14 protein-coding genes are annotated in these 13,749 nt (G+C 59.8%); 3 read left to right on the top strand and 11 right to left on the bottom strand.

Annotation, left to right across the window (positions count from 1 at the left end; genetic code table 11):
- Position 1: 1 nt before the first annotated feature.
- The 4 genes from DQ393_RS27465 to DQ393_RS27445 form a co-directional block, all read right to left on the bottom strand.
- Positions 2-739 (bottom strand): glutathione S-transferase family protein, encoded by a 738-nt coding sequence (locus DQ393_RS27465; RefSeq protein ID WP_112344834.1) that lies wholly within the window; start codon positions 737-739, stop codon positions 2-4.
- Positions 740-919: 180 nt separating this feature from the next.
- Entirely contained in the window at positions 920-1,234 is a 315-nt protein-coding gene (locus DQ393_RS27460) for a plasmid stabilization protein (protein WP_112344833.1), read from the bottom strand.
- 39 nt (positions 1,235-1,273) lie between these two features.
- Positions 1,274-1,468: a hypothetical protein gene (locus tag DQ393_RS27455; RefSeq protein WP_112345202.1), complete on the bottom strand. Its 195-nt coding sequence runs from the start codon at positions 1,466-1,468 to the stop codon at positions 1,274-1,276.
- Positions 1,469-1,745: 277 nt separating this feature from the next.
- Positions 1,746-2,006, bottom strand: a complete 261-nt coding sequence (locus DQ393_RS27445) for a DUF2934 domain-containing protein (RefSeq protein ID WP_112345201.1) — start codon at positions 2,004-2,006, stop codon at positions 1,746-1,748.
- 348 nt (positions 2,007-2,354) lie between these two features.
- Between DQ393_RS27445 and DQ393_RS27440 the strand changes: the two genes are divergently transcribed.
- The 3 genes from DQ393_RS27440 to DQ393_RS27430 all read left to right on the top strand — a co-directional run bounded on the left by DQ393_RS27440 (position 2,355) and on the right by DQ393_RS27430 (position 5,682).
- Entirely contained in the window at positions 2,355-3,818 is a 1,464-nt protein-coding gene (locus tag DQ393_RS27440) for a phospholipase D-like domain-containing protein (protein WP_112344832.1), read from the top strand.
- 123 nt (positions 3,819-3,941) lie between these two features.
- Positions 3,942-4,781 (top strand): endonuclease/exonuclease/phosphatase family protein, encoded by an 840-nt coding sequence (locus tag DQ393_RS27435; protein ID WP_112344831.1) that lies wholly within the window; start codon positions 3,942-3,944, stop codon positions 4,779-4,781.
- 103 nt (positions 4,782-4,884) lie between these two features.
- Positions 4,885-5,682 (top strand): NAD-dependent epimerase/dehydratase family protein, encoded by a 798-nt coding sequence (locus tag DQ393_RS27430; protein ID WP_112344830.1) that lies wholly within the window; start codon positions 4,885-4,887, stop codon positions 5,680-5,682.
- 101 nt (positions 5,683-5,783) lie between these two features.
- Here the strand turns inward: DQ393_RS27430 and DQ393_RS27425 are convergent, their stop codons facing one another.
- The 7 genes from DQ393_RS27425 to DQ393_RS27395 form a co-directional block, all read right to left on the bottom strand.
- Complete coding sequence (locus tag DQ393_RS27425; RefSeq protein ID WP_112344829.1) at positions 5,784-6,830, bottom strand: sulfate/molybdate ABC transporter ATP-binding protein; 1,047 nt, start codon at positions 6,828-6,830, stop codon at positions 5,784-5,786.
- An 11-nt stretch (positions 6,831-6,841) separates the two neighbouring features.
- Positions 6,842-7,714, bottom strand: coding sequence for a sulfate ABC transporter permease subunit CysW (gene cysW, locus DQ393_RS27420; RefSeq protein ID WP_162737012.1), 873 nt, complete (start codon positions 7,712-7,714; stop codon positions 6,842-6,844).
- On the bottom strand, positions 7,704-8,561 hold the full coding sequence (gene cysT / locus DQ393_RS27415) for a sulfate ABC transporter permease subunit CysT (RefSeq protein ID WP_112344827.1): 858 nt from the start codon (positions 8,559-8,561) through the stop codon (positions 7,704-7,706). Before cysT ends, cysW begins: the two co-directional genes overlap by 11 nt.
- 6 nt (positions 8,562-8,567) lie before the next feature.
- A complete protein-coding gene (locus tag DQ393_RS27410) occupies positions 8,568-9,596 on the bottom strand; it encodes a sulfate ABC transporter substrate-binding protein (protein ID WP_112344826.1) in 1,029 nt (342 codons plus the stop codon).
- A 159-nt stretch (positions 9,597-9,755) separates the two neighbouring features.
- A complete protein-coding gene (locus DQ393_RS27405; protein ID WP_112344825.1) occupies positions 9,756-10,211 on the bottom strand; it encodes a PTS sugar transporter subunit IIA in 456 nt (151 codons plus the stop codon).
- Between the two features lie 102 nt (positions 10,212-10,313).
- Positions 10,314-11,006 carry a response regulator transcription factor gene (locus tag DQ393_RS27400; RefSeq protein WP_112344824.1) on the bottom strand — a complete coding sequence of 231 codons (693 nt, stop codon included), beginning with the start codon at positions 11,004-11,006 and terminating at the stop codon, positions 10,314-10,316.
- Positions 11,003-13,714 (bottom strand): sensor histidine kinase, encoded by a 2,712-nt coding sequence (locus DQ393_RS27395; RefSeq protein WP_112344823.1) that lies wholly within the window; start codon positions 13,712-13,714, stop codon positions 11,003-11,005. Before DQ393_RS27395 ends, DQ393_RS27400 begins: the two co-directional genes overlap by 4 nt.
- Positions 13,715-13,749: the final 35 nt, after the last annotated feature.

Raw genomic sequence — 13,749 nt, 5'->3', positions numbered from 1 at the left:
CTCACGCCATATCTTTATCCAGCTCCGGATAGTGCCGGAAAATGCCGTCCTCGTTGAAGGGGATGCGGCGATCGGATTGAAGATAGCGAGCAATATTGGGCAGTTTCATGACAGCGGCATGCAGTGCCGCCAAGTGCGGATAGCGACGGTCCAGATGTGCGGTCGCGCGCGGAAAGGCATAACGCAACCCCTCATAGATCTGGAACAGCGAGAGATCGACATAGGTCAGGCTCTTGCCGAAAATATGGTTCGGTCCGTCCGGATTTTGCTGCAGTACCCGCTCGAAATATCCGAGGAACTTCGGAATACGATTGTCGATGAATTCGGCGGCGCGAGCCTTGGCTTCTCGCTTCTGGTCCTCATAATATTTCGAAATGGCTATAGGATGATGCGTATCATGCACCTCGGCAACGAGATCGGTGATCGTCAATTGCAGGCCATTCAACACATGACGCTGTGCTTCGTCCTTTGGTGCAAGGCCGAATTTCAAGCCGAGATACATCAGAATATTTGCCACATGCGGAATGATGACGTCACCGTCCTTTAAAAACGGCGGAGCAAACGGGATATTGGACCCTTCGCCATTTTCCATGATCGCCAGCATAGCCGGCATTCCCTGCCCTGCGCTCGCCTTGCCACGGCAGATATCGATATAGTCGGCGCCGGCCTGCTCCAATGCCAGCCGGACGAATTCGCCACGTCCCTGGATGCCGTCCCAATAGTAGAGTTCATAAGGCATTCGGCTTTCCCTCCCGAGAATTGAATAGGCTACCAGCGACGATCGGCGTGAATCACCGGTTGGCCTCGCGCAGAAATCCATATTCCGGAACGGAAGGGTGTCGACGATCGCGAGCCGACGAAATGACATCACCTCACCGGTCAATGCGCGCCAACCCAGAATTCGGCATTCAAGCGCAGCCTATGAATGCGCTCGGTGTTCATGACGTTTACGTGTCGCGGCCGCCTTCTTTGCGGAAGCGGAGCGTTCCGACGCCGGGCGTTTTGCGGCGGCGCGTCCGCCGATCTTGCCGCCCTTCTCGGAAGATTCATGACTTTCCGCATGGCCGCGGCCCGAGCCGGACTTTTTGCCGCCGCCGCTTTCTTTGTTTACGGTCGCCCACGCGCGTCGTTCCGCCTCTCCATGCGAGACACCGCGGTCTTCATAGCCTTCCTCGATATGCTCGGCCTTGCGTTTCTGCTTGTCGGTATAGGCCGATTTGTCTCCTCGTGGCATGATCTTTCTCCTTACTATGGAAGAAAGAGCAACACGTCGTCACGGAAAAGGTTCCGATACCTGGCCGGGAGAATTGCGATTGGCCGAAAACGGCCACAGGCGCCGATCGTGCTGCCGCGTCGCCCGGCGTTTGGCTGATGCCGGGAAAAACATGCCGACGGAACGGTCGATGATCAGGATGAGGATCAGCGCCGCCACAAGATAGATCGCCGCAAGTACGAGAAGGGACGTCACCTCAATCACCCCCCGGCACTGCCGCCAAAACGCAAAAGGCAGTATGCTGTGACGATCGTAGTACCAGTCATTTCCAGATCATCGATATGGCTGCAGCTCATTGCGTGGCTCCCTTTTCACTTGGTAGCATCGCTGTGTGACAGCTATTTCGCGATCAGGCCCCAAATGACCGAAATTATTGCGAATATTTCTCCTGCAACAGCCCAAAAAGAGAGGCGGCTCGATGTCTGCCATCGAACCGCCCCGGTCTTTGCCGTACCTCTAAAACCAGCGCGCCCTACGCCTTTGCAACTGCGGCTTTCTTCGATGCCTTCTTTGCCGTCGGCTTGGCGACCACCTTGGCAGCGGCGGCGGTCGGCTTGCGTTTGGCTTTGGGCTTTGCTTCGCCTCCGATAGCGATCGCGGCACTTTCGTCGAGCGCGATGCGTTCACCGCTCGCCCGTTCCCAGTGTTCGACATCGCGCCCGAAGGGATGGCCCTCCTCCTCCCAGATGGCATATGCGCGCTTCTTGATCCATTCGTCCCGAGATTCCAACATCTGCTGTTCTCCGTTCGCATCATTGAACATGGTTTCGATGAACAATGCCCGTTCTTGAAACGCGGGCTTTCACGCCTCCCCCGAGCATCCGAGACGCCATGGCCTAAACAATGCCAGGCTTGTTTTCTTCGGTCTCGGCTCCCGAACGCAGTGGCGCTTCAAACAAGAAACAAAGTTACCGTGGGGGACGGTAGCGAAGCAGCCGAAGCACCCTAAGTATGAAGGCGCCAACAACTGTCTTCAATTAAAAATATCTAATAGGATGAGTTTTAGCACCATAATCGGCCAAAGATCTGCAATCGCAAGCCAGCTCGTTGCAGCTTTTGCGGGCAGAGATATACTCGCGCCATGATCGACCTGGTGGATGCCCATTGGGGCCAAGTTCTCGCTGTCCTGTCCATTGGGTTGGGGGCAGCCGCCGCGATCCATGCGGCAATGACCAAAGAGGATGTTCGCGCGGCGATCGGCTGGGTCGGTGTCGTGATCCTGTCGCCCATCATTGGCGCCGCGCTCTATGCTTTTGCGGGCATCAACCGCATCCGCAGGGCCTCGCTCAGTTCACAGCGAGATGCGCTTTTTCGCAAGGATGCGAACGGAGAACTCTCCAGCTTCGATGCCGAGGACGACCGGGTGCGGCGGCTTTTCGGCGAGCGTTTCGGCTCGATGAAAACGCTCGGCGACCGCGTCGTCCGCTATACGATGAGCACCGGCAACACGATCGAAATGCTGACCAGCGGCGACGCCGCTTACGGGGCAATGAAAGCTGCGATAGATGGCGCCGAACGCAGCATCCTGATGGAGACCTATATTTTCGATCGCGACCCGATCGGCCTGCGCATCGCCGACGCCCTGATCGCCGCCGCCAAACGCGGCGTCAGCGTGCGCGTGCTGATCGATGCCGTCGGGGCCCGCTATTCGGTGCCAAGCATCATGGGCTATCTCAGTCAGGGCGGCGTCGAGGTCGACGTCTTCAACGGCAATGTCATCATGGGCCTCAGACTGCCCTACGCCAATCTGCGCACCCACCGCAAGATTCTGAGCATCGACGGACGGATCGCCTTTACCGGCGGCATGAATATCCGCCAGGGATTCACGCGGGAATTTGCCCATGACCATTGCGCCCGCGACATGCATTTCTGCGTGACAGGCCCGGCGGTTGCCGATCTTTTCAATACAGCCGCCGAGGACTGGCGCTTTACCACCGGCGAGGTCCTCAGCGGAAACGAATGGCGGATTGCAGCGCCCTCCAATGAGCCGGGAGCGGCTGTCTTCATGCGGGTGGTCGCTTCCGGCCCGGACCGCAGCGTCGAGACCAACCACAAGATGCTCATCGGTGCCCTGTCGGTTGCACATAAATCGATCCGCATCATGTCGCCGTATTTCCTGCCGGATCGGGAGCTGATCAGCGCGCTGGTCACGGCAGCCCGGCGCGGCGTCGAGGTCGACATTGTCGTGCCGACCGCCAACAATCTCGTGCTTGTCGACCGTGCCATGACGGCGCAGTTCGACCAGATGCTGAAGAACTATTGCCGCATCTGGCGCGCCGAAGGCCCGTTCAATCATTCCAAGCTGCTGGCGATCGATGGAATCTGGGCCTATGTCGGCTCCTCCAATCTCGATCCCCGCTCCCTGCGACTCAATTTCGAAGTGGATCTGGAGGTGCTCGATCGCGGTTTCGCCGGCACGATCGATGCTCATATCGGCGCAATCCTGGAAACGGCGCGTCCGGTCGATCTCGAAAAGCTCCGGGCACGTCCCTTCGTCGTCAGGCTCATCGAGAAGGTTCTCTGGCTCGGTTCGCCCTATCTCTGACGGTCGAGCCCATAGACAATCTATCCCTGTCGCAGCCTTTTTACATGACAAGGCCGATTATCGCTTCTTATACTCCCATGCATGTGTCCGACATGATCTGATCAAAGAACGGTCGACGGATAGATGAAGAAAAAGAAAGAAAGTCTCCGTGCGAGCATTCTGGAAAGCCTGAAGAGCCGGAACAAATCGCGCGCCAAGCCGGTCGGCAAGCCTGATCGCCCTCAGGGCACGCTGATCGCCTCCTATAATGTCCATAAATGCGTCGGCGCCGACCGGCGCTTCGATCCGGAAAGGACCAGCCGGGTCATTCATGAAATCGATGCCGACGTCATCGGCCTGCAGGAGGCCGATACGCGTTTCGGCGAACGCACGGGCATCCTCGATCTGCGCCGGCTCGAACGCGAGACCGGGCTTACCCCGGTGCCTGTCGCCGGCGTTACCAAGGCACATGGCTGGCATGGCAATGTCGTTCTTTTCAAACAGGGCACGGTGCGCGACGTGCATCAGATAAGCCTGCCGGGGCTGGAGCCGCGCGGTGCCCTGATCGCCGAATTGGAACTGGCGCGTGGCGGAAGCATCAGGATCATTGCCGCGCATCTTGGCCTGCTGCACCGGTCGCGGGCGCAGCAGGCCCGCCTGATCGTCGACCTGATGAGCGATGGCGGCGAGGTCCCGACCATCTTGCTCGGCGACCTCAACGAGTGGCGGCTGGGCGATCGCTCATCGCTCAACACCTTTCAGGCCGCCTTCGGCCCGCTTCCTCCCGCTGTTCCGAGCTTTCCCTCGACGCTGCCGCTTCTGGCGCTCGATCGCATCATGGCAAACCGCCGCGGCATGATCTCGGCGGTCGAGGTGCATGACTCGCCGCTGGCGCGCGTGGCTTCCGATCACCTGCCCATCAAGGCCGTGGTCAGTCTGGAAGCGCTCGACTTCGACGCCCGGGCGCATTCACAGACTGCCTAAACGCTATCGACATGCTTCATGTTGATCCCACCGATATATGTGATGACGGGCGACGGACCATCTTATAGGCTCCCCGCCGAAATGACCGATCCGGGAGACAATCATGCTGAAAACTCTGTTGCTGACCGGCGCCGCCGGCGGTGTTGGCCAGGCAATCCGGCCGCTTCTGCCGCAGATTGCCGAGAGCGTTGTATTGTCCGATCTGACGCCGATAAACGATCTCCGTCCGAACGAGCGTTTCGTCGCCTGCGACCTTTCCGATCGCGGCGGCGTCGATGCCATGGTCAAGGGTGTCGACGGCATCATCCATCTTGGCGGCATCTCGGTGGAGAAGCCTTTCGACATGATCCTGCAGGGGAATATCGTCGGCCTCTATAATCTCTACGAGGCGGCGCGCGCCGCCGGCAGGCCGCGTATCGTCTTTGCGAGCTCCAACCACACGATTGGCTTCTATCGCCGCGACGAGCGGATCGACAACAAGGTGCCGACCCGACCGGATTCGCTCTATGGTGTTTCCAAGGTGTTCGGCGAAGCGGTCGCGAGCCTCTACTTCGACAAGTTCGGCCAGGAGACGCTTTCGGTGCGCATTGGCTCCTGCTTCCCCGAGCCGCGCAATACGCGCATGCTGGCCACCTGGTTCAGCGTCAGGGACTTTCTTTCCCTTTGCGGCTGTGCTTTCGATGCACCAAGGCTCGGGCACACGATCGTCTACGGCGCCTCCGACAATGACGAACAATGGTGGGACAATAGCAACGCTGCCTTCCTCGGCTGGAAGCCGCGCGATAGCGCAGCGCCGTGGCGGGCCGAAATCCTATCGAAAGCACCGCCGGAGGATCCCAATGATCCGACCGTCATCTACCAGGGCGGCGGCTTCGCCTCGGCCGGCCATCCGGAAGACTGACCCTCAGGCAATTCCAGGAAAATTACACTGCGGCTTTCCTGGAATTGCTGGAAAACGACGAGACGGAGCGGTTCAGAGATTCCGTGAAAAACTGAACCGCTTCAGCTGCCGTCGCGAAACAGCTTCCAGCGTGTCGGCCTGAAGGCGATACGGTTGCGATCCAAGGCATCCGCCTTGTTCGGCGGCAGCTCGATCTCGATAGGATCGTGCTCGGCACCGATGTTGATCTCAAGATGGCGGGTGCCTGCCACGCGCCTGCTGGCAACGAGCAAACCTGCAATCGCGCCGCCATCGCCGTCGCGGATCTCGATATCGTGGGGTCGGAAATAGAGATAGGCTTCGCCATCAGGCTCATGCGGCGTGCTGAGCCCCAGCGGCTTGTCATCGAACCAGATCTCGCCGCTGGTGATGCGCACCTTGAGACGGTTGGACTGGCCGATGAAGCCGTAGACGAAAGGAGAATTCGGCGAGTCGTAGATCTCGTCCGGCGTTCCGACCTGCTCGATAGCCCCCTTGTTGAGCACGACGACGCGGTCGGCGAGTTCCAGCGCCTCCTCCTGGTCATGGGTCACGAAGACGGTAGTATGGCCGGTCCGGTCATGGATTTCCCGCAGCCACTTGCGCAGGTCCTTGCGGACCTGAGCATCGAGAGCGCCGAAGGGCTCGTCCAGAAGCAGCACGTTTGGCTCGACGGCCATGGCGCGCGCCAGTGCAACGCGCTGGCGCTGACCGCCGGAAAGCTGGGCCGGATAACGCTTCTCTAGGCCGTTCAGTTGCACCAGCTCCAACAGCTCCAGGGCACGCCGGCGAATTTCATCGCGTGGCGGACGACGCGATGCCGAGCGGACTTTCAGGCCGAAAGAGACGTTGTCGAGCACGGTCATGTGCCGAAACAGCGCGTAGTGCTGAAACACGAAGCCGATATTGCGCTGCTGCACCGTCTTTCGCGACGCATCCTCTTCGCCGAAGAAGATCTGCCCCTCCGTCGGGGTCTCCAATCCGGCAATCAGGCGCAGTAGCGTCGTCTTGCCGGAGCCCGATGGACCAAGAAGCGCAATCAATTCGCTCGAGCGGATATCCAGCGACACGTCATGCAATGCGGGAAAGCGACCGAATTCCTTACGCAGGTTTTGAACGCGAACTTCCATCAAGAATTCCTTCAGTGACGCCGGCTAGCTGCGATCTCTTCGCTATAGCGCATTTCCAGCAGCGTCTTCAGTATCAATGTGACAAGGGCGAGCAGGGCCAGGAGCGTGGCAACCGCGAATGCCCCCGAAAAATTATATTCGTTATAAAGAATTTCGACCTGCAGGGGCATGGTGTTGGTTTCGCCGCGGATATGACCCGAAACGACCGAAACGGCTCCGAACTCACCCATGGCGCGGGCGTTGCAGAGCAGCACGCCGTAAAGCAGGCCCCATTTGATGTTCGGCAGCGTGACATGCCAGAAGGTCTGCCAGCCATTGGCCCCGAGCGACAGCGCCGCCTCTTCGTCCGCGCTGCCCTGCTCCTGCATTAGCGGGATCAATTCGCGCGCGACGAAGGGAAAGGTGACGAACATCGTCGCCAGCACCAGCCCGGGAACCGCAAACAGGATCTGAATGCCGTGGCCCTGCAGCCAAGGGCCGAGTGTGCTGTTCGAATTGAACAACAGCACGAAGACAAGGCCCGATATGACCGGCGACACCGAGAATGGCAGATCGATCAGCGTCGTCAGTAAGGCCTTGCCCTTGAATTCGAACTTGGCGATCGCCCAGGCGGCCGCAATGCCGCAGACGAGGTTCAACGGCACACTGATGCCAGCAACGATCAATGTCAGCCGGATCGCTGCGAAGGTCTCCTCGTCGACCAGAGCTCCAAAAAAGGTCTCGATCCCCTTGCGGAAAGCCTCGACAAAGACGGCGGCCAGGGGCAGGAGCACCATCAACGTCAAAAAGGCGAGCGAAATCAATATGAAGGTGATGCGCGCGAGCCGGCTTTCGGTGATGACGGAATGACCCGTTTCGGCAGCTGCAGAAAGATCATGCGCCATAGCCATATCTCCTTCTGCTCCACGACTGGATGAGATTGATGATCAAAAGCATGGTGAAGGAAATGAACAGCATCAGCGTCGCAATCGCCGTCGCTGCGGAATAATTATATTCCTCCAGGCGAATGACGATGAGCAGCGGTGCGATTTCCGAAACATAGGGCTTGTTGCCGGCGATGAAGATCACCGATCCGTACTCGCCGGCCGCGCGCGCAAATGCCAACGCGAAACCTGTCAGCGCTGCAGGCGCCAATCCCGGCAGAAGTACGCGCGTGATCGTCTGAAAGCGGTTCGCCCCAAGGGTTGCCGCCGCCTCTTCGACTTCGCGGTCGATCTCCTCCATGACGGGCTGCGCGGTGCGCACCACGAAAGGCAGACCGACGAAAATCAGCGCGATGACGATCCCGACCGGAGTAAAGGCGATCTTGATGCCGAGCGGTGTCAGGAACTGACCGATCCAGCCATTCGGCGCATAGAGCGTCGTCAGTGCAATGCCGGCAACTGCCGTCGGCAGGGCGAATGGCAGGTCGACCATCGCATCTAGGATGCGCTTGCCCGGAAAGCGATAGCGCACCAGCACCCAGGCAAGGATAAGCCCGAGCACCGCATTGACGAGCGCGGCGATGAAGGCGCCGCCGAAGCTCATGCGCAGCGCATAGAGCGTGCGAACATCAAGAGCCAAAGCCCAGAATTTTTCCCAGCCGAGAGCGCTGCTCTTCCACAGCAAGCCCGACAGCGGAATAAGAACGATAAAGATGAGCCAAGCCAAGGTAACACCGAGCGCCAATCCGAAGCCCGGAATGACGCTCGGCTGCCGTAACCGCCACCGTTTGCGGGTTATAGAATGCATTCAGTCTTACTGTCCCGGCTTGTAGATCTGATCGAAGATGCCTCCGTCAGCGAAGAATTTCGGCTGAGCTTGAGACCATCCGCCGAAATCGTCAATGGTTGCCAGCTTCAAGGCCGGGAAACGGGCAACATCCTTGGGGTCTGCAGCTTCCGGCTTGATCGGCCGATAATAGTGCTTGGCGGCGATCTTCTGACCCTCATCCGAGTACAGATAGTTGAGGTAGGCTTCCGCGACCTTGCGTGTACCCTTCGTGTCGACATTGCCGTCGACAACGGCAACCGGAGGATCGGCTCGGATCGAGACGGACGGAGTCACGATCTCGAATTGATCGGGGCCGAGCTCGTCGAGCGAGAGATAGGCCTCGTTTTCCCAGGCGAGCAGAACATCGCCGAGGCCACGCTGCACGAAGGTCGTCGTCGCGCCGCGCGCGCCGGTATCGAGAACCGGGACATGCTTCAGGAGCTTTGCGACGTAGTCCTGCGCTTTGGCATCGTCGCCGCCATTGGCCTGCTTGGCCCAGGCCCATGCTGCCAGAATGTTCCAGCGGGCACCACCCGACGTCTTCGGGTTCGGCGTAATGACTTCAACGCCGTCCTTGACCAGATCCCCCCAGTCCTTGATGCCTTTAGGATTGCCCTTGCGCACCAGGAAGACGATGGTTGAAGTATAGGGAACGGAATTGTTCGGGAACTTGGTCTTCCAGTCGGCGGGAATCTTGTGCGTCGCCTTGGCGATCGCATCGATATCGCCTTCGAGCGCCAGCGTCACGACATCGGCGTCGAGACCATCGATGACCGAACGGGCCTGCGCGCCGGAACCGCCATGCGAAGCCTTGATATTGATGGTTTCGCCCGTGTCCTTCTTCCACTTGGCGGCAAAAGCCGCGTTGAAATCCTTATACAATTCACGCGTCGGATCGTAGGAAACATTGAGAAACGTCTTGTCCGCCGCCCAGGTCGGCGCGACGGCCGCGACCGAAAAACTACCGATCAGAACTGCGGTGGCGAGAAGCCGGGAAAGCTTTATCGTCTGCATGGATGCACCCCCTTCGTTGTCCTTAAACCCTATCAACTTGGTCGTATAAAGTAACGAAGACCGTTCCCGTTTTAAGGAACTCCGGAGAACAGCATCCCATAGAATCTTGAAAAGTGAAATCACATTCCCGAACAGCGACGAGGGTGCGATCCAAGCACCTCAGGCGATGGAGTCGGACATGAAGACCGAATAGAGTTCGTCGGCGCTCCTGGCCTGCCGCATCGCCGTCAGAACGCCCTCGGTCCGCAGCCGTCTGGCAATCGCGGCAAGCACATTCAGATAGTCGCTCCGTCCGCCTTCCCCGAAAAGCAGCACGAACGCCCATTCCGTCGGAATATCGTCTATAGCCTCGAAATCGACGGCATGGGCAAAGTGCACCATCAATCCGCGCGGCCTCGTCATGCCGGCAATGGCGGCATGCGGAACGGCAACGCCGTTGCCGATGCCTGTGGTGCCGAGCTTCTCGCGAGCCTCCAGTACGCGCAGAACCATTGCCTCATCCAAGCCGAAGCAACTCGCCGCCTTCGACGACAGCATCTGCAGCGCCCGCCACTTGGTCGGAGCCGCCAATCCGACAAAGACGTGTTCGGGAAGAATGATCGTGGAAAGGTCCATGGTCGCACTCAGAGTCGGGCAATCGGTCGTTCTGGAATGATTTTCATCGCCGGAAGATCGAGGCTAAGCCACCTCGATAACGGATCCGAAGTCTTGATGGCTTCAATCCGGCTCGCGCAGGCGATAGCCGACGCCCGTCTCGGTGGTGATATAGTGCGGCTGATCGGGAATCTCCTCGATCTTCTGTCGGAGCTGGCGGACATAGACGCGCAGATACTGCACATCGGCCGCCGGTCCCCAAATCTGCTTCAGCAGGAATTGGTGCGTCAGCACCTTGCCGGCGTGCTGGGCGAGCACGCGCAGGATGTCGTATTCCTTCGGCGACAGCTTGATCTCCTTGCCGTCGACCTTGACGATGCGCTTGACGAGATCGATGGAAAGACCGCCGGTCTGGAAAATCGCCTTCTCGCCCTGCTGTTGCAGCCGATGGCGCAGCGCCACACGGATGCGGGCGGCAAGCTCGTTGACGCCGAAAGGCTTGGTCACATAATCGTCGGCGCCACTCTCGAGCGCCTTGACGATGCCCGCCTCATCCGTGCGGCTTGACAGAATGACGACCGGGATCTGCACCCCATCCTCGCGCCAACCGAGCAACAGATCATGGCCTGATTTATCCGGCAGGCCGAGATCGAGCACGATCAGATCAGGCTGGTCTTCATCGATCGACGCCTGGGCTGACGCGGCGCTCTGCGCCTCATTGACGACATAGCCCTGGGCACCGAGGCCCACGCGCAGCAATTTGCGGATCGGCGGCTCATCATCGACAACGAGAATCTTGACGGCAGTGGTGTTCATTTCAGTTCATCCAGCTTCGGGACATCTGTTGGTTTCGGCAGGCGAATAGTGAAGACAGCCCCTTGCCGATCAGTTCTATTGCCGGCGGCGATCGTGCCGCCCATCGCCTCGATGAAGCCGCGGCAGATGGATAAGCCAAGGCCGGTGCCGGCGCGCACCTGATCGCCCTTGCGCACGCGGTAGAACGTATCGAAGACGCGTTCGAGGTCGGCGGGCGGAATGCCGGGTCCCTCGTCCATCACGCGGAAGACGATATTGTCGACATCCGCCCAGGCCTCCAGGCGGATGGCCGATCCCTCAGGCGCGTATTTGGCGGCGTTGTCGAGCAGGTTGAACAGCACCTGTTCGAACAGCACCGGATCGACCTTCACCATCGGCAGATCGACGGGCATCTGCACATCGACGCGATGATGAGCCAGGATTTTTTCCGCCCGCCGCAGCGCGCTGCCGACGATATCGCCGCCATAATGCAGGGCGTAATTCGGCTCCATCGCACCGGACTCGATCTTGGTCATGTCGAGAAGATTGGCGATGAAGCGGTTGAGGCGTTCCGATTCGTCGATGACCGTCGACAGGAGATCGACGCGATCCTCAGGCGGTAGCGAATGAAGGTAGTCGCGCAGCGTTCCCGCTGCGCCGAGGATGGCAGCGAGCGGCGTCTTCAGATCATGCGAAATCGAGGTCAGCAGTGCGGAGCGCAGCCGGTCGGCCTCAACGGCGAGTTTCGCGCGGTCGACATCGGCCACCAGCTGCACGCGCTCGATGGCAAGTGCGGCCTGATCGGCGAGCGCATCGAGCAGCCGCTGCTGTTCCGGCGTCAGAAGCGGACCGTCGCGGCGATCGCTGTCGAGGCCGATGACGCCGACAGCGGTTCGACCGGTGCGGAGCGGAACATAAAGGCGCTTCGCGCCAGGCAGGGTATCCGCGCCACGGCCTGCCGCATGATTGTGCTCCCAGGCCCAGCGGGCCGCGGCAATATCGGCATCATCGAGCGTATCGTCGGGCGGATAGCCGGCCTTGACGGCGATCGTGCCATGTTCGGGAAGAAGCAGCACCACCCGCAGCTTCAGCATCGAGGCCAGCTGAAAGGCGGTGGCCCAGAGAACATCATCGAGCGTACCTGTGCCGGCGAGCTTCTTGGAGAAGAGATAGAGGTCTTCCGTCGTTCGTGCCCGTTGTCGCGCTGCAGCCGCTTGCCGTTGCACCGTCGCCGTCAGATTACTCGCAATGACCGCGACACCAAGGAAGAAGAAAAAGGCAAGCACGCTTTCCGGATCGCTGATCGTCAGCGTATAGCGCGGCGGCAGGAAGAAGAAGTTGAAGGCAAGCGCGCCGAGAAAACAGGAGTAAAGTGCCGGACGCAGACCCTGGGTCACGGCGCTTACCAGCACCGCCATCAGGAAAACGAGCGCCAGATTGCGGACATCCAGCACCTGATCGAGGATGACGCAAAAGCCCAGCGCGATGGCGACATAGAGCGTCGCCAGAACATAGCCGCGAAGCTGGAAGGGAGGCGGTGAAGGCGCGACCTTGACGCCGCGGCTCGCTGCCTGACCATCCGCTTCGCTACCGGAAATGACATGGACGCTGATATCCCCGGCCTTGCGAATGAGATCATAAGAAACTGAGCGGCGAGACCAATCACGCCATGAGCCGATTTTCGGCGAACCGATAACGATGTGTGTGACGTTGTTGCTGGCAGAATGACGAAGCAGCTCCTCCGCCACCTCCCGACCTGGAAGTGTGATGGCTTCACCACCAAGCTGTTCGGCGAGCCTGAGCGTTGCGGCAATCGTGTCGCGCTGCGCCTCGCTCAAACTGATCGAGCGGTTGGTCTCCACATAGACGGCTGCCCAGGGGGCACGCAAGCGCGCGGCCATGCGTGCGGCGTAGCGGACCAGCGCGGCAGAGCGCGGGTGATGATCGATAGAGACGAGCACGCGCTCGCCGGCAGCCCAAGGGCCCTGGATCGCGTGCGCCTGCATATGGGTCAGCAGCTGGTCGTCGACGCGCTGGGCGGTGCGTCGCAGCGCCAGCTCGCGCAAGGCCGTCAGGTTGCCGGGCGTGAAATAATTGGTCAGCGCCCGCTCGGCCGTCTTCGAGACATAGACCTTGCCGTCATGTAGCCGCTTGATGAGATCATCCGGCGTCAGATCGATGATCTCGACATCATCGGCCATGTCGATGATCGAATCCGGTACCGTCTCGCGCACCCGGATGCGGGTAATCTGCGAGACGACGTCATTCAGGCTTTCGACATGCTGGATATTCAGCGTCGTGTAGACATCGATCCCACGGTCAAGAAGTTCCTTGACATCGAGGTAGCGTTTGGGATGCCGGCTGCCATGGGCATTGGTATGAGCAAGTTCGTCGACCAGCACCAGGTCGGGGCGGCGTTTCAGGATGGCATCGAGATCCATCTCCTCGAGCGCCCTGCCCTTATAGTCGACATTGACTCGCGGAACGATCTCAAACCCTTCCAGCAGCGCCTGCGTCTCGCGGCGGCCGTGGGTCTCGACAACGCCGATCACGACATCGACACCGTCGGCGATCTTCGCCCTGCCTGACATCAGCATCTCATAGGTTTTGCCGACGCCGGGTGCCGCTCCCAGGAATATCTTCAGCCGTCCGCGTGTCTCGGCCCGCGCCTTTTCGAGAAGCGCATCGGGGGAAGGCCTGCTCAACATGTCGCGGCTGTCGTCTGCCATTCGAGAGTCGTCTTTCCTGATAGGTTGAGACGGCG

This window comes from Martinezella tropici, assembly GCF_003287875.1.
GTDB lineage: Bacteria > Pseudomonadota > Alphaproteobacteria > Rhizobiales > Rhizobiaceae > Rhizobium > Rhizobium tropici_C.
Note: the sequence above shows the minus strand (reverse complement) of the source record. Positions and strands in the feature narration are given on the sequence as shown.